Source organism: Ancylobacter sp. VNQ12 (genome assembly GCF_049445835.1).
Taxonomy (GTDB): Bacteria; Pseudomonadota; Alphaproteobacteria; order Rhizobiales; family Xanthobacteraceae; genus Ancylobacter.
The window spans coordinates 50,817-65,689 of record NZ_JBMSDU010000008.1 but is presented as its reverse complement, the minus strand read 5'-3'; the positions used below and the strand labels follow the sequence as shown (position 1 = coordinate 65,689).

The window sequence follows — 14,873 nt, the reverse complement described above, 5'->3', positions numbered from 1 at the left end:
TTTGTAGATCGCCGCGTGGTTCCCGCGAGGGGCCGACCGTGCGGCGGCGAGGATGCTACCCATGAAGAGCAACATCCATCCCGACTACCACTTCATCAAGGTGGTGATGACGGACGGCACCGAGTACACGACCCGGACGACTTGGGGCAAGGACGGCGACGTCCTCCAGCTCGATATCGATTCGAAGGTTCACCCGGCCTGGACCGGCGGCACCGGGCAGCTGCTCGACCGCGCGGGCCGCGTGTCGAAGTTCCAGAAGAAGTTCGCGGGCTTCCTCAAGGCCTGATGCCGGGCGGGTTTGCGCCCGCCTGCTGGTCTTGGCGGAGTGCGGGCGTCGCCCGCCTTCTGCGACTGCGATGTTTCGAGACCCTCGCCTGGGGCAGACCGTCCCGCGCGAGGGTTTTCGTTTGCGTGCCGTGCCGTCGAAGGGCGCGGCGATTTGCCGTGCGGCAGCCGAACGGCGGCGCTCAGTGGCGCTCGAAGGCGGTGCGTAGACGGCCGATCTGGCCGGCGACCGCATTGGGCGGCGTTTCGGCGGGGGTGTCGAGCGCGGTGTTGAGCTGTCCGATCAGCCGCTGGAGCACGTAGCTGCGGCGGATCAGGGCGACGAGCGGCTCCGGCAGCAGCGCTTCCTGCTCCTCATCGGGCGCCGGGCCCTGCAGGTCGATCCGACCCCGCTCGCGCTGCGCCGTCTCGGCCGACATCTCGCCCTCGGTCACCGCGCGTTGCAGCAGCAGCCAGGAGGCCAGCTGCATCAGCCGGGTCGACAGGCGCATGCTCTGCTGGGCATAGGCGGCGAGCGCGGGGCGCGACAGGGTGTGGCTGTCGCCGCGACCGGCGCCGTCGAGATAGGCGGCGGTCTCGTCGACCAGCTCCATCCCCTCGCGGAACAGCTCCGCGAAAACCTGCGAGGCGATCCGGCGCTCGGCGAGGTTGATCGGCCGGTCGTCCCGCCGCTCATGCCGAGGACCGTCGTCGCGGTCATTGCCTTTGCCCGAAGATCCCATCGTCCCGACCCGGTACGCGATTCGTCCAATTCCGATGCCCTCCCTCGCGGCCATGACGGCCGGCGCAAGGGGGAACATGCCTGCCTGGCGGATTGGCAGTGGATGATGGCGGGGGAGGGGCGAAGTCCCGGCCCAATGAAAAAAGAGCCGCCCAAGGGCGGCTCAAAAGTCATAGACAGGGATGCGTCAAACAGAGTGGACAGGGGCCACTCACGGTCAAATTGACCGCCGTCAGTAATAGTCTGGAAAGCTTAACGCGGGGTTAAATCCGCCTGCGCTCCCTATCGCTTGAAGAAATTCTCCGCCGCCTGGCGGGAGGCGCGTTTGGCCGCCAGTGCGCCGCGCAGGCGCTCGATCTCGGCGCCGAGCAGTTCGATGCGCTCCTCGATCTCGGTCTCCGACAGGATCGAGATATCGCCGCCCACCTCGTGGCCGGCGGGCTTCCTGACCGGCGCAGTGCCGAAGGGATCGTCGTCGATGGCCATGGGCGGTTCCTCCATTTCCGATGAAGCGGCAAGTGGCGAGCAGCAAGTGGCTGCACGTGCTTGTCAATCTAGGTCGGTGCCGTGCCGGTTGCCAGTGCGGGCGGCATGACCTACGAAGCATCGACCCGTCCGAAGGAAGAGGAAACGCCCGTGACCGACCTGCCCGCCAGCATGACCGCCATCGGCCTGCCGACCCCCGGCGGACCGGAAGCCCTGGTTCCCGAGCAGCGTGCGGTGCCCATGCCTGGTGCGGGCGAAATTCTGGTCAAGGTCGCGGCCGCCGGCGTCAATCGCCCGGATGTGATGCAGCGCAAGGGGCTCTATCCGCCGCCGCCCGGCGCCCCGGACATCCCCGGTCTGGAAATCGCCGGCGAGGTGGTCGCGCTGGGCGAGGGCGTCACCGGCTGGAAGCTGGGCGACAAGGCCTGCGCGCTGGTCTCGGGCGGCGGCTATGCGCAATATTGCCTGGCGGACGCCGGCTCTGCGCTGCCGGTGCCTGCGGGACTGTCGCTGGTCGAGGCGGCGGCGCTGCCGGAAACCTTCTTCACCGTATGGACCAATGTGTTCGACCTCGCCGGGCTGAAGGCGGGCGAGAGCTTTCTCGTGCATGGGGGTACGTCCGGCATCGGCACGACGGCGATCCAGCTGGCCAAGGCGTATGGCGCCACGGTCTTCGCGACCGCCGGCAGCGCCGAGAAGTGCAAGGTCTGCCGCGATCTCGGCGCCGACTACGCCATCGACTACAAGACGGAGGATTTCGTCGCGGTCATCAAGGAGAAGACCGGCGGCAAGGGGGTGAATGTGATCCTCGACATGGTCGGCGGCTCCTACATCGCCCGCAATTACGAGGCGGCCGCCCCGCTCGGGCGCATCGTGCAGATCGCCTTCATGGAAGGCTCCAAGCTCCAGATCGACTTCATGCGGCTGATGCTGAAGCGGCTGTCGCATATGGGTTCGACGCTGCGCTCGCGCCCGAAGGCGGAGAAGGCCGCCATCGCCGCCTCGCTGCGCGAGAAGGTCTGGCCGCTGATCGAGGCGGGCAAGGTGAAGCCGGTGCTGGACCAGACCTTCCCGCTGGAGAAGGCCGGTGAGGCGCATGCCCGCATAGAAACCAGCGCGCACATCGGCAAGATCATGCTGAAGGTGGGCTGAGGGCGCCCCGGCCACCTCGGCCTCATCCCGGATCGGCCTGTCGGCCGTCCGGGACGGCGAATGGGACTTGCTCGCGGAAAGCTGTTCACCTTCGGTGAGTCGCCTCTGGCAATCTGCCGCGCGGCGTCCTAGATTTGTCACGCGGGGCTGTGAGGTTCGTCAGGAGAACATATTCCCCGGGGCCTTATCGATCTCAAAGGGAGCTGTCCCTGACCTTGCCCCTGGGCTCGGACACACGGCGCCCACCTACGTTGTAGGTTCCCGGGATCGATCCTCCAACGGCCATCGCGGCTCCGCACTCATCATCATGTCCCATTCTTCCGAACGCGCCTCCGAGAAAGCCAGCCTCCGCTCCCTCGCGCTCGCGCGGCGGGCGACGCTTGACGCCGTCGCGCGAGAGCAGGCGGCCGAGGCCGCCGCGATCCAGGCGCTGAAATGGCTGGGCGAGGTCGGCGGCGAGGTGGTTTCCGTCTTCGCGCCGATCGGTTCGGAGATTTCCACCACACCGCTGGTGCGACTGCTGCGCGCCGCGGGGGCGCAGATCGCGCTGCCGGTCGTCGTCGACTGCGGCAAGCCGCTGACCTTCCGGCTGTGGGAGCCGGGCGAGGAACTGGTGCCCTCGGCCGGGCCGGGGAACATCAAGATACCGGCCCCGCCGGAGACCGCGCCGGCGGTGGTGCCGGACGTGCTGGTCGTGCCGCTGGCGGCGTTCGATGCGCGCGGCAACCGGCTCGGCTATGGCGCGGGCTTCTACGACCGCACGCTGGCGCTGCTGCGCGGGGCCAAGCGCATCGAGGCCATCGGCTACGCCTTCGCCGTGCAGGAACTGCCCGCCGTGCCCGCCGAATCCCATGACGAGCGGCTTGACGCCATCGCCACTGATGCCGGTATCGTGCGGCCGGTGGAGGAGTAATCGATGCGGCTGCTGTTTCTCGGCGATGTGGTCGGCCGGCCCGGCCGGCAGGTCGTGCTCGAACATCTGCCCCGGCTGAGGCGCGAATGGGCGCTCGATTTCGTCGTGGTGAACGGTGAGAACGCCGCCGGCGGCTTCGGCATCACCGAGGCGATCCATGACGAGTTCCTCGAGGCCGGCGCCGATGCGGTGACGCTCGGCAACCACGCTTTCGACCAGCGCGAGGCGCTGGTGTTCATCGAGCGTGCCCCGCGGCTGATCCGCCCGGCCAATTATCCGCCCGGCACGCCGGGACGCGGCGCGGCGCTGATCGAGGCGCAGAACGCCGCACGGGTGCTGGTGGTCAACATGATGGGCCGCACCTTCATGGACCCGATGGACGATCCCTTCGCCGCGATCGACCGCGAGCTCGACGCCGGCCCGCTGGGCCTCGTCTCGGATGCGGTGATCGTCGATTTCCATGCCGAGACCACCAGCGAGAAGCAGGCCTTCGGCCATTGGTGCGACGGGCGCGCGAGCCTGGTCATCGGCACGCACACCCATGTGCCGACCGCAGACCACCGTATCCTGCCCGGCGGCACCGCCTACATGACCGATGTCGGTATGTGCGGCAGCTATGACGGGGTGATCGGCATGGACAAGGAAGAGCCGCTGCGCCGCTTCACCCGCAAGATCGGCTCCTCGCGCTTCGAGCCTGCGGCGGGGCCGGGAACGCTGTCGGGCCTCGCGGTGGAGACGGATGCCAATGGGCGCGCGCTGCGGGTGGCGCCGGTGCGCCTGGGCGGGGTGCTGGAACAGGTGGTGCCGGCTTTCTGGTAGGCCGACGCCCCGCTTTACGCGCGCATGCCCTCTCGCCTATAAGCCGCGCACCAATCTTCAGAATTGAGATGCCGCGCGGCACCGCTCGCCGGCACGACGTGGAGGCGGCCATGGCCGGGCATTCGCAGTTCAAGAACATCATGCACCGCAAGGGCAAGCAGGACGCGGTGCGCTCCAAGCTGTTCTCCAAGCTGGCGCGCGAAATCACCGTGGCCGCCAAGCTCGGCATGCCCGACCCCAACATGAACCCGCGCCTGCGCGCCGCCATCCTCGCGGCTCGCGCGGAGAACATGCCCAAGGACAATATCGACCGCGCGATCAAGAAGGCGTCGGGCGGCGATGCGGAGAACTATGACGAGATCCGCTATGAGGGCTACGGCCCCGGTGGCGTCGCCGTCATCGTCGAGGCGCTGACCGATAACCGCAACCGTACCGCGTCGGAAGTGCGTTCCTACTTCACCAAGTCGGGCGGCTCGCTGGCCGAGACCGGCGCGGTGTCGTTCATGTTCGACCGCATCGGCACCGTCGAGTTCGACGCGGCGAAGGCGTCCGCGGACGACATGCTGGAAGCCGCCATCGATGCCGGCGCCGACGACGTGACGTCCGACGAGAATGGCCACGAGGTCACCACCTCGATCGAGAACCTGCACGAGGTCGCCCGCGCGCTGGAAGCCAAGTTCGGCGAGCCGCGCAAGTCGGGTCTCGTCTGGCGCCCACAGAACACCATCGCGGTGGATGACGAGGTGGCGGAAAAGCTGATCCGCCTCGTCGACACGCTGAACGACAATGACGACGTGCAGAACGTCTATGCCAATTTCGAGCTGTCGGATGCCTTCGTCGCCAAGATGAGCGACTGAGGATTCGTCTTCCAGACGTCGTCATCCCGGACAGCCGCTCAGGGCCGATCCGGGATCGCGGCGGCCCTACCGCCCCAGCAGCGGATCGAACAGCGGCAGGCTGATGACGGCGGCCAGCGCGATGATCCAGTAGGCGGCCAGGCGGAAATGCCGGTCGCTGGCGCCCTTGAAGGCGCGCGCGCCGGCGAACAGGCCGATGGCATAGGCCGGGCCGAGGATCAGCGACAATTGGCCGACCTCGGCGGTGACGAGGCCGTTGAGGAAATAGGCCGAGCCGCTCGCCAGCGTCACCACCGCGAAGAAGCCGAACAGATTGGCCCGCACCAGCGCCGCCGGCTGGCCGCTGCCGAGCCAGTAGGCCACCACAGGCGGGCCGGACATCTGCGCCGCGCCGCCGAGCGTGCCGGCCAGCGCGCCAACCGCGAGGGTGGCCGGCAGCCCCTGCCGACCGGAATGGCGCCAGCCCGAGACCAGCAGCGCCAGCAGCGCGATGCTCAGCCCGGCCAGCGACCAGCGCAGCGCGATCGCATCGACATGCTGCAACACCGCCACGCCGAAGGGCACGGCGACCACAGCGCCGACCGCCAGCGGCGCCACCTGCCGCCAGATGCAGGCGCGCAGCGCCGTGGCGACGAAGGGCAGGGTCAGCACCGTATCGATGACCAGCAGCGTCGGCGCTGCCACCTTCGGGCCGAACAGTGCGCTGATCAGCGGCACGAAGATGAGCGCACCGCCGAAACCCGAGAAGCCACGGGTGACGCCGGCGACGAGGGCGGTGAAGACGGCCCAGACCAGGGCCACATCGAACGACATCGGAAAATCCTGGGGCACCGCTGGAGACTGCGCGCGGAAGAGGCGCGCGGAAGCGGCGCGAGCCCGCGCTCTAGACCCCGCGCGATGCCGCGTCAACGCGGGTTCCATCGCGTTTGGTGAACGTGCCCATCGGCAAAACTCGTTTGCATGCATGGCGTGCACCCACCAGATTGGCGGCAACTGAGCTGCCGGACGGGTGTCCTCGCGGCGGCGTTCGACCATTGCCGCCGCGGCGGCCGGAAAAGCACATGTCCAACTGTCCCACTCCCGCCGCGGCAGGTGCCACGGCGGAGGGCGCCGTCAGCGATCGCCTGATCGGCATCGGCTGCGCCCTGCTCGCCATCTCCATCTGGGGGGCGTGGATCGTCTCCACCCGCCATGCCGTGCATGGCCATCTGACGCCGGCCACGGTCGGCTGGCTGCGCTTCGTCGTGCCGGCGACCGTTCTCGCCCCCGCCTGGTTCAGGATCGGCTTCTGGCCGCGGCGGGAGAGCGTCTGGCCCTTCCTCGCCTGTTTCCTCGGGGCGGGCGGGATCTTCTTCCTCGTCGTCGCCAACGCCATGCGCTTCGTGCCGGCGGCGGATGTCGGCCCATTGCTGCCCGGCACCATGCCGCTGATCGTGGCGCTGATCTCGGTGCTTTTCCTGAAGGAATGGCTGGGCATTGGACGCGCCATCGGCTTCGGCTTCATCGCGCTCGGCGTCGTCACGCTGGGCGGACGCGGCGTGCTGTTTCCCGAGGACGGCGCCTGGCGCGGCCATTTGCTGCTGCTGTGCGGGGCGGCGATGTGGGCGGCCTACACGCTCGCCTTCCGCCGCACCGGCATGCGGGCGACCGAGACGGTCGGCATGATCGGCCTGTGGTCCACCATCATCCTGACGCCGGCAGGCCTGCCGGGTGTCATCGACGCGGTGTCCGCCGGCTACGGCCGCGAGGTGCTGATCCAGCTTTTCGTGCAGGGCCTGCTGTCGGGCGTGGTGGCGCTGGTCGCCTTCGGCATTGCCATCGAGAAGCTCGGCTCCTCGCGTGCCGCCGCCTTCACCGGGCTGGTACCGGCGCTGGCGGCGCTCATCGCCGTACCGGTGCTGGGCGAGCACCCCGACACGGCGGCGATGATCGGCGTGGTGGCGACCGGCTTCGGCGTGGCGCTGGCGAGCGGGGCGTTCAACCGCGGGTGCTAGCGGCCCGCGCATGGCGGGTGCGGACGAAGTCGACGAAGGCCCGCAGCGGCGCGGGCATGTGGCGGCGGCCGGTATAATACAGGAAGGGCCCCTCGAAGGGCGGGCACCACTCCTCCAGCAGCGAGACCAGTTCGCCGCGCTCCACCGCCGGCTTCGCGAAGCCCTGGAAGGTCATGGCGATAGCCACGCCGTCGCGCGCGGCATCGATGGTGAGGTCGGCGCTGTTGGTAATGAGCTGCCCGCGCGGCTGGATGCGCAGCACGCGACCGTCCTTTTCGAACTCCCATGGCAGCACCGCGCCACTGGCGAAACGGTGGCAGATGCAGCGGTGATGCAGCAGGTCCTCGGGCACGGATGGCGTGCCGTTCCGCGCGAGATAGCCGGGCGAGGCGTAAATGCCGTAGCGCTGCGCCGGACCGAGCGGCACGGCGATCATGTCCTGCGCCAGGCTCTCGCCATAGCGCGCGCCGGCATCGAAGCCGGCCTCGATGACATCGATCAGCCGCTCGTCCAGATGCACCTCCAGCGTCAGGCCGGGATGGGTGGCGAAGAAGTCGGCGAGCATGGGCGCCAGCACCAGCCGGGCCACCGGCGCCGGCACATTGAGCCGCAGCGTGCCGGTCGGGGTGTCGCGGAAGCTGTTCACCTCGTCCAGCGCCTCGCCGAGATCGGCCAGCATAGGCGTAAGTCGGTCGAGCAGCTTCCGCCCCGGCTCGGTCAGGGTCACGCTGCGGGTGGTGCGGTTCATCAGCCGCACGCCGAGCTGCGCCTCCAGCCGCCGCAGCGCCTCGCTGAGCGTCGAGGCCGAGACGCCGCGTTCCAGCGCCGCGCGGCGGAAGCTGCGATGACGGGCGACGGCGACGAAGCTGTCGAGCAGCGAGAGGTCGGGCGTGCTCATTGTACGAATAGCCGAACAGTTTGTTTCGATATGGCCATATTATCGAACGTCGGCTTTCGCGTCATATCTTCCCCAGCCGCCGGGCAGCCCGGCGTTTCCCAATGGAGGGCAGACATGACCGCGTCCCGCACCACGCTCGCGCGCACCCGCCTCGGCGCCACCGGTCCGGAGGTCTCCGCCTTCGGCCTCGGTGCCATGGGCATGTCCGGCATGTATGGGCCGGCCGACCGCGTGGAGAGCCTCGCCACCCTGCACGCCGCGCTCGATGCCGGCATGACGCTGATCGATACCGGCGACTTCTACGGTGCCGGCCACAATGAAATCCTGATCGGCGACGCGCTGCGCGAGGTGCCGCGCGATGCCTACCAGATCAGCGTCAAGTTCGGCGCGCTGCGCGATCCCGCCGGCGGCTGGGGCGGCTACGACCTGCGTCCCGCCGCGATCCGCAACGCGCTGGCGCAGTCGCTGCAGAAGCTGCGGGTCGACGTCATCGACATCTACCGCCCCTCGCGGCTTCCCGCCGGCACCGACGTCGAGGAGGTGATCGGCACTCTCGCCGACCTGGTGAAGGCCGGCTACATCAGGCATATCGGCCTGTCCGAGGTGGGCGTCGACACCATCCGCCGCGCCGCCGCCGTGCACGCAATCTGCGACTTGCAGATCGAATATTCGCTGGTCTCGCGCGGCATCGAGGACGAGATCCTGCCCGTGCTGCGGGAACTGGGCATCGGCGTCACCGCCTATGGCGTGCTCTCGCGCGGGCTGATCAGCGGCCATTTCGCCGGCACGCAGGCGCCGGGCGACTTCCGCGCCATGAGCCCGCGCTTCCAGGGCGAGAATGCGCAGGCGAACCTCGCCCTCGTCGAGGCGCTGCGCAAGGTTGCGGAAGCGCGCGGGATCACCGTCGCGCAAGCGGCCATCGCCTGGGTGGCGGCGCAGGGCAAGGACATCGTGCCGCTGGTTGGCGCCCGTCGCCGCGACCGGCTCGACGAGGCGCTGGGGGCGGCCGAGGCTCGCCTCACCGCCGCCGACCTCGCGGCCATCGAGCAGGCGGTGCCGAAGGGCGCGGCGGCCGGCGAGCGCTATCCGGCCTTCGCCATGGCCGACCTCGACAGCGAGCGCAAGGCGGGCGCGTGAACGCCCGCGTTGCGGTTGGCACACATGCGCATGGTGTTGTCGCGGGCGTTAACGCCTCCTTCACCATGTTCGCGCTCCGTGGCGAAGCCGGGACGGATACACGGCCTGCGTACTAGGCGTTCGTCCTTTGTTCGGCTACGCCCTAGGACATGGCCTCCGCTCCGATTCGCATTCTCGGGCTCGATCCCGGCCTCCGCCGCACCGGCTGGGGGGTGATCGAGGCCATGGGCACCAAGCTGTCCTTCATCGCGTGCGGCACCGTCATGCCGCCGGAGGACGAGGCGCTGGCGGTGCGCCTCGCCGTGCTGCACGACGAGCTGGCGCGCGTGCTGCGCGCGCATCTGCCGGATGAGGCGGCGGTGGAGGAGACCTTCGTCAACATGAACCCGGCCTCGACGCTGAAGCTCGGCCAGGCGAGGGGCGTGGTGATGCTGACCCCGGCGCTGGCCGGGGTGCCGGTTTCCGAATATGCGGCGCTGCTGGTCAAGAAGACCGTGGTCGGCGCCGGACGGGCCGAGAAGGGGCAGATCCGCATGATGATGAAGGTGCTGCTGCCGCAGGCCGACTTTACCACCGACGATGCGGCGGACGCGCTTGCGGTCGCCGTCACCCACGCCCAGCATAGGGGCATGGCGGCGCTTAGGGCACGGGTGGCAGCGCAGTGATCGGCAAACTGAAGGGCCTCGTCGACAGCTATGGCGACGACCATGTGATCCTCGACGTGCAGGGCGTCGGCTATCTCGTGCACTGCTCCGCCCGCACCTTGCAGGCGCTGCCCAGGGCCGGCGAGGCGGCGACGCTGTTCATCGAGACCTTCGTGCGCGAGGATATGATCCGGCTCTACGGCTTCACCTCGCCGGCGGAGAAGTCGTGGTTCCTGCTGTTGCAGAACGTGCAGGGCGTCGGCGCCAAGGTGGCGCTGAACGTGCTCTCCACCCTTTCGCCCTCGGAACTCGCCAATGCGGTGGCGCTGGGCGACAAGGCGATGGTGGCGCGGGCCAATGGTGTCGGACCCAAGGTCGCCTCGCGCATCGTCACCGAATTGAAGGACAAGGCGCCGGCCTTCGGCAGCGTCGATCCGGCGGTGGCCGGGCTCACCGCCGCGCTTGAGGAGAAGGTGGCGCCCGCGCCGGTGGCGGATGCGGTCTCGGCGCTGGTCAATCTCGGCTATGCGCAGATCCAGGCCAATGCGGCGGTGGCGGCGGCGCTGCGCGAGGCGGGGGAGGGGGCGGACACCGCTCGGCTCATCCGTCTCGGACTGAAGGAACTGGCGCGATGATGCTGCGCTTCACCACCGCGCGGGCCAAGGGCGAAAACCGGCCCTGGCCCTGGCCGGCGCGCATACCGGCGATGATCTTCGCCTATGGCGGGGCGATCCTTGCGGTGCTCTCGATCGAGCGGCTGATGCATAGCGCCACCTCGGCCGGCTATGCCGCGATTGCCGTGGTGCCGGGCGGAATCGGCGCGGGCATCTGCGCCTTCGCGCTGTCTTTCACCCCGCGTTCCAAGCTGCTCATCCTGATCGCGGTGCTGATCGTCGCCCTGCTTCCGCTTGGCGTCATCGCTCTGTCGATCGATTTCGGCGATTACCGGCCGATCTTCGATGAGCGGGCGTCGCGGCTGGCGGCACTCTTCGCGGCGGCCATCGTGTTCGTCACCACGCTTCTGGCGGGCGGCGGCGTCTTCCCGCGCGATCCGGAGGCGGGACGATGAGCAGCAAGCGCCTCGTCACGCCGGACAAGCGCGAGGAAGACCTCACCGAGGCCTCGCTGCGTCCGCAGAACCTGGCCGAATTCGTCGGCCAGGAGCAGGCGCGGGCCAATCTCGACGTGTTCATCCGCGCCGCCAAGACGCGCGGCGAGGCGCTCGACCATGTGCTGTTCGTCGGCCCGCCGGGGCTGGGCAAGACCACGCTGGCGCAGATCGTGGCGCGCGAGCTCGGCGTCGGCTTCCGCTCCACCTCCGGTCCGGTCATCGCCAAGGCCGGCGACCTCGCGGCACTGCTGACCAATCTCGAAGAACGCGACGTGCTGTTCATCGACGAGATCCATCGCCTCAACCCGGCGGTGGAGGAAATCCTCTATCCCGCGATGGAGGATTACGAGCTCGATCTCATCATCGGCGAGGGGCCGGCCGCCCGCTCGGTGAAGATCCAGCTGTCCAAATTCACCCTGGTGGGAGCGACGACGCGCTCGGGGCTGCTGACCACGCCGCTGCGCGACCGCTTCGGCATTCCGATCCGGCTGAACTTCTATACGGTCGACGAGCTGGAACTGGTGGTTACGCGCGGCGCGCGGGTGCTGAACATCCCGATTTCCAAGGACGGCGCGCGCGAGATCGCCCGCCGGGCGCGCGGCACGCCGCGCATTGCCGGCCGACTGCTGCGCCGGGTGCGCGACTTCGCCCTCGTCGGCGGGCGCGACATCATCGACCGCGCCGCGGCCGACCACGCGCTGTCGCATCTTGAGGTCGACGGCCTCGGTCTCGACCAGATGGACCGGCGCTACCTCACGGTGATCGCGATGAATTATGGTGGTGGGCCAGTGGGCGTCGAGACCATCGCCGCCGCGTTGTCCGAGCCGCGTGACGCGATCGAGGAGATCATCGAACCCTATCTGGTGCAGCAGGGCTTCCTGCAGCGCACCCCGCGCGGGCGCGTGCTCACCGCCCATGCCTTCAAGCATCTGGGCCTGGCGGTGCCGTCCAGCGCCAACCAGATTCCGCTGTTCGACGAGGGCGACTGAGGGGAGAACTCCCCCTCCCCGATGGGGAGAGGATGGAGAGATAACTCGACGTCCCGCAGGCTCTAATGTAAGCCCCTTTCACATGAGCTGGACCAGAAACGGCGGCGAATCCCGCGGCTACCATCACGGCAACCTGCGGGAGGCCCTGATGAAGGCCGCGCTCGACCTGATCGCGGAGAAGGGCACGGCCGGAGCCACCTTCGCCGAGGCGGCGCGCCGTGCCGGGGTGAGCCCGGCCGCGCCCTATCGGCATTTCCGCGATCGCGACGAGTTGATCGCCGCCGTGGCGGCGGAGAGCTTCGAGCGCTTCGCCAAGGCGCTGCAGGCAAGCTGGAACGAGGGGCGTCCGACGCCGGTCGAAGCCTTCGAGCGCATGGGGCGGGCCTATCTTGACTTCGCCCGGCAGAACGCGGCGGAATACATCGCCATGTTCGAATCCGGCCTGTCGGCGGAGGCGCATCCCGCGCTCGACCAGGCCGGCCAGCGCGCCTTCGGCGTGTTGCGCGAGGCTGCGGATGTGCTGGTCGCCGCCATGCCGGCGCAGGGCCGCCCGCCGGCGCTGATGGTGGCACTGCACACCTGGGCGCTGGCGCATGGCGTCGCCTCGCTGTTCGCCCGCTCGGACGGTTCGCGCCGCAAGCTGCCCATGCCTCCGGAAGACCTGCTTGAGGCCGCATTCCTGGTCTATCTGAAGGGCCTCGGCGCGCCGACAGCCTGACCGGCCGACGCAGGTGTCATCGATTTCGATGTGACGTTCCTTGACAAGCCGCCCCAGCGTTTCTATCTATGTAAATGTGATTAACATTAACCCAGGAACGGATGCCATGGAGCTCGCTCAAAAGCTCGACAGTTACGGCAAACCCGCCTGGATCGCGCTCACGGTCCTCGGCTTCATGGCCTGGTGGCCCCTGGGCTTGGCGATCCTGGCTTTCACCATAGGGAGTGGACGGATGTTTTGTGGCGGCAGGCGCGGCTTCGGCCGCTGGCAGGAAGAAGGCACCGAGGCGGTTCGCAACGCATTCGGCGGTCGCTTCCGCGGTTTCCCCCCGAGCGGCAACCGCGCCTTCGACGAATATCGCGAAGAGACGTTGCGCCGTCTCGAAGACGAGCAGAAGGAGTTCAAGGGCTTCCTCGATCGTCTGCGTCAGGCCAAGGACAAGGCCGAGTTCGACCAGTTCATGGCCGACCGCCGCAACCGCCCGGCCGCGCCTCCGGCGCCCACCGACCAGCCGCAGGGCTGACCGTCCGAGACCTAACCAGCCTCAACGCCCCCTGAGGCCCTGGCGAACCGCGTCCCTCTCCGAGGGGCGCGGTTCTTTTTTTGCGGCGCGGTCTCGGTTATGAGGACATCATGAGCGCGCGCCCCGAACCCTTTACCCCTGAAGCCCTGAAGTCCGATCCCTACCTTCACCTCGCTGGCCGGCTGGTGCCGGGTGGCCATGTGTTGCCGGTGCGGGTCTATTACGAGGACACGGATTTCTCCGGCATCGTCTACCACGCCAATTATCTGAAGTTCATGGAGCGGGCCCGCTCGGACCATCTTCGCCTGATCGGCGTGGTGCAGGGCGACCTGTTCGGCGAGGCATTGGCCGAGGCGCCGGGTTTCGCTTTCGTCGTGCGCTCCATGGAGCTTCAATTCCTGCGCCCGGCCCGCATCGACGACGTGCTGGAGGTGCATACCAGCCCGGCCGAGGTCGCGGGGGCCTCGATCACGCTGGCGCAGAAGGTGATGCGCGGCGGCGAGCTGCTGGTCGAGGGCAAGGTGAAGGTGGCCTTCGTCTCGCAGGGCCGCGCCCGGCGCATTCCCGACTCGCTGCGGGCGGCGATGAAAGCGGCGCTGGAGCATGCCTCGCCGGCGTGAGCGACTGTCGCCGTCGCGTCACCGGGCTGTTGCGATGCGGCAACGCTAACCCGGCATTAACCCTAGCAATTGTTTAATCCGCGTCGCGCAAGCCTTTGCACGCCCTAGTTTCGGCGGATTCCCCGTCGAACAGGGGCTAAGGGTACAGCGGGCGAGCCAGCTGATGCCGACTCGCCGCGCCGGAATGCCGGCCTTGCTGAAGGCCGGCTTTGCCGAAGGTGTTGTGCGTCGTGCGTTCCGGTCGTCCGTCCGGACGTTGGCCGGTTTTTGGTGCTGAGGTTATAGATCACATGAATCCTGCCGATGTGGCGCAGACGGCCATGGCAGCCCCGAGTGCGGACATGTCCCTGCTGGGGTTATTCCTTCAGGCCAGTTGGGTAGTGAAGCTTGTCATGGCGGGGCTCGTCTTCGCCTCGCTCTGGGTATGGGCGATCGCCATCGACAAGATCCTCCTGTTCGGCCGGATGAAGCGGCAGATGGACCGGTTCGAGGCGACCTTCTGGTCGGGCCAGAGCCTGGAGGAGCTGTATCGCTCGCTGTCTTCGCGTCCCAACCACGCGATGGCGGCGATCTTCGTCGCGGCGATGCGCGAGTGGAAGCGGTCCTATGAGGGCGGCGCGCGCTCGCTCGGTGGGCTCACCCAGCGGCTGGACAAGGTGATGGACGTCACCATCGCCCGTGAGGTCGAGCGGCTCGAGCGGGGCCTGCTGGTGCTGGCGACGGTGGGGTCGGCCGGCCCGTTCATCGGCCTGTTCGGCACGGTGATCGGCATCATGACCTCGTTCCAGTCGATCGCCGCGTCGAAGAACACCAGCCTCGCGGTTGTGGCGCCGGGCATCGCCGAGGCCCTGCTCGCGACCGCAATTGGCCTTGCCGCCGCCATTCCGGCGACGATGTTCTACAATAGGTTCGTCTCGCAAGTGAGCAAGCAGGCGTTGCGGCTGGAAGGTTTCGCCGATGAGTTCTCGGCCATCCTGTCGCGCCAGATCGACGAGCGAGGCTGACG

General features: G+C 68.4%; 19 protein-coding genes and 1 other RNA gene. 16 read left to right on the top strand and 4 right to left on the bottom strand.

Going from position 1 to position 14,873, the window contains the following annotated elements:
- Positions 1-61 precede the first annotated feature (61 nt).
- Positions 62-286 (top strand): 50S ribosomal protein L31, encoded by a 225-nt coding sequence (gene rpmE, locus ACO2RV_RS12990; protein ID WP_423293570.1) that lies wholly within the window; start codon positions 62-64, stop codon positions 284-286.
- A gap of 181 nt (positions 287-467) precedes the next feature.
- On the opposite strand, the gene ACO2RV_RS12985 is transcribed toward rpmE, so the two are convergent.
- Positions 468-1,007, bottom strand: coding sequence for a DUF1465 family protein (locus ACO2RV_RS12985; RefSeq protein WP_423293568.1), 540 nt, complete (start codon positions 1,005-1,007; stop codon positions 468-470).
- A 281-nt stretch (positions 1,008-1,288) separates the two neighbouring features.
- Positions 1,289-1,492 carry a DUF1192 domain-containing protein gene (locus ACO2RV_RS12980; RefSeq protein ID WP_423293566.1) on the bottom strand — a complete coding sequence of 68 codons (204 nt, stop codon included), beginning with the start codon at positions 1,490-1,492 and terminating at the stop codon, positions 1,289-1,291.
- 150 nt (positions 1,493-1,642) lie between these two features.
- On the opposite strand from ACO2RV_RS12980, the gene ACO2RV_RS12975 reads away from it, so the two are divergent.
- From ACO2RV_RS12975 to ACO2RV_RS12955, 5 genes are all read left to right on the top strand, one after another.
- Entirely contained in the window at positions 1,643-2,644 is a 1,002-nt protein-coding gene (locus tag ACO2RV_RS12975; RefSeq protein WP_423293564.1) for an NAD(P)H-quinone oxidoreductase, read from the top strand.
- A gap of 141 nt (positions 2,645-2,785) precedes the next feature.
- A non-coding RNA gene (gene ssrS, locus ACO2RV_RS12970) (6S RNA) lies at positions 2,786-2,942 on the top strand.
- A gap of 9 nt (positions 2,943-2,951) precedes the next feature.
- On the top strand, positions 2,952-3,557 hold the full coding sequence (locus ACO2RV_RS12965; RefSeq protein ID WP_423293562.1) for a 5-formyltetrahydrofolate cyclo-ligase: 606 nt from the start codon (positions 2,952-2,954) through the stop codon (positions 3,555-3,557).
- A 3-nt stretch (positions 3,558-3,560) separates the two neighbouring features.
- Positions 3,561-4,376 (top strand): TIGR00282 family metallophosphoesterase, encoded by an 816-nt coding sequence (locus ACO2RV_RS12960; protein WP_423293560.1) that lies wholly within the window; start codon positions 3,561-3,563, stop codon positions 4,374-4,376.
- 110 nt (positions 4,377-4,486) lie between these two features.
- The gene (locus ACO2RV_RS12955) at positions 4,487-5,233 is read left to right on the top strand and encodes a YebC/PmpR family DNA-binding transcriptional regulator (protein ID WP_423293558.1); all 747 of its coding nucleotides are present in this window, start codon (positions 4,487-4,489) and stop codon (positions 5,231-5,233) included.
- Between the two features lie 66 nt (positions 5,234-5,299).
- On the opposite strand, the gene ACO2RV_RS12950 is transcribed toward ACO2RV_RS12955, so the two are convergent.
- Positions 5,300-6,046 (bottom strand): sulfite exporter TauE/SafE family protein, encoded by a 747-nt coding sequence (locus ACO2RV_RS12950; RefSeq protein ID WP_423293556.1) that lies wholly within the window; start codon positions 6,044-6,046, stop codon positions 5,300-5,302.
- A 248-nt stretch (positions 6,047-6,294) separates the two neighbouring features.
- Between ACO2RV_RS12950 and ACO2RV_RS12945 the strand changes: the two genes are divergently transcribed.
- Positions 6,295-7,227 (top strand): DMT family transporter, encoded by a 933-nt coding sequence (locus ACO2RV_RS12945; protein WP_423293554.1) that lies wholly within the window; start codon positions 6,295-6,297, stop codon positions 7,225-7,227.
- On the opposite strand, the gene ACO2RV_RS12940 is transcribed toward ACO2RV_RS12945, so the two are convergent.
- Complete coding sequence (locus ACO2RV_RS12940; RefSeq protein WP_423293552.1) at positions 7,211-8,125, bottom strand: LysR substrate-binding domain-containing protein; 915 nt, start codon at positions 8,123-8,125, stop codon at positions 7,211-7,213. The two genes, ACO2RV_RS12945 and ACO2RV_RS12940, sit on opposite strands and share 17 nt — an antisense overlap.
- Before the next feature lie 114 nt (positions 8,126-8,239).
- Here ACO2RV_RS12940 and ACO2RV_RS12935 point away from each other — a divergent pair, with 114 nt between their 5' ends.
- From ACO2RV_RS12935 to tolQ, 9 genes are all read left to right on the top strand, one after another.
- The gene (locus ACO2RV_RS12935; RefSeq protein ID WP_423293550.1) at positions 8,240-9,262 is read left to right on the top strand and encodes an aldo/keto reductase; all 1,023 of its coding nucleotides are present in this window, start codon (positions 8,240-8,242) and stop codon (positions 9,260-9,262) included.
- Positions 9,263-9,411: 149 nt separating this feature from the next.
- Positions 9,412-9,927 carry a crossover junction endodeoxyribonuclease RuvC gene (gene ruvC, locus ACO2RV_RS12930; RefSeq protein ID WP_423293548.1) on the top strand — a complete coding sequence of 172 codons (516 nt, stop codon included), beginning with the start codon at positions 9,412-9,414 and terminating at the stop codon, positions 9,925-9,927.
- The gene (gene ruvA / locus ACO2RV_RS12925) at positions 9,924-10,541 is read left to right on the top strand and encodes a Holliday junction branch migration protein RuvA (RefSeq protein WP_423293546.1); all 618 of its coding nucleotides are present in this window, start codon (positions 9,924-9,926) and stop codon (positions 10,539-10,541) included. Before ruvC ends, ruvA begins: the two co-directional genes overlap by 4 nt.
- A complete protein-coding gene (locus ACO2RV_RS12920; protein ID WP_423293544.1) occupies positions 10,538-10,975 on the top strand; it encodes a hypothetical protein in 438 nt (145 codons plus the stop codon). The genes ruvA and ACO2RV_RS12920 overlap by 4 nt, the downstream gene beginning before the upstream one ends.
- Positions 10,972-12,006: a Holliday junction branch migration DNA helicase RuvB gene (gene ruvB / locus ACO2RV_RS12915; RefSeq protein ID WP_423293542.1), complete on the top strand. Its 1,035-nt coding sequence runs from the start codon at positions 10,972-10,974 to the stop codon at positions 12,004-12,006. Before ACO2RV_RS12920 ends, ruvB begins: the two co-directional genes overlap by 4 nt.
- Before the next feature lie 82 nt (positions 12,007-12,088).
- On the top strand, positions 12,089-12,724 hold the full coding sequence (locus tag ACO2RV_RS12910) for a TetR/AcrR family transcriptional regulator (RefSeq protein WP_423293540.1): 636 nt from the start codon (positions 12,089-12,091) through the stop codon (positions 12,722-12,724).
- A 106-nt stretch (positions 12,725-12,830) separates the two neighbouring features.
- The gene (locus ACO2RV_RS12905) at positions 12,831-13,247 is read left to right on the top strand and encodes a DUF2852 domain-containing protein (protein WP_423293538.1); all 417 of its coding nucleotides are present in this window, start codon (positions 12,831-12,833) and stop codon (positions 13,245-13,247) included.
- 110 nt (positions 13,248-13,357) lie between these two features.
- Positions 13,358-13,867 carry a tol-pal system-associated acyl-CoA thioesterase gene (gene ybgC, locus ACO2RV_RS12900; protein WP_423293536.1) on the top strand — a complete coding sequence of 170 codons (510 nt, stop codon included), beginning with the start codon at positions 13,358-13,360 and terminating at the stop codon, positions 13,865-13,867.
- Between the two features lie 290 nt (positions 13,868-14,157).
- On the top strand, positions 14,158-14,871 hold the full coding sequence (tolQ, locus tag ACO2RV_RS12895) for a protein TolQ (protein ID WP_423293534.1): 714 nt from the start codon (positions 14,158-14,160) through the stop codon (positions 14,869-14,871).
- Positions 14,872-14,873 lie beyond the last annotated feature (2 nt).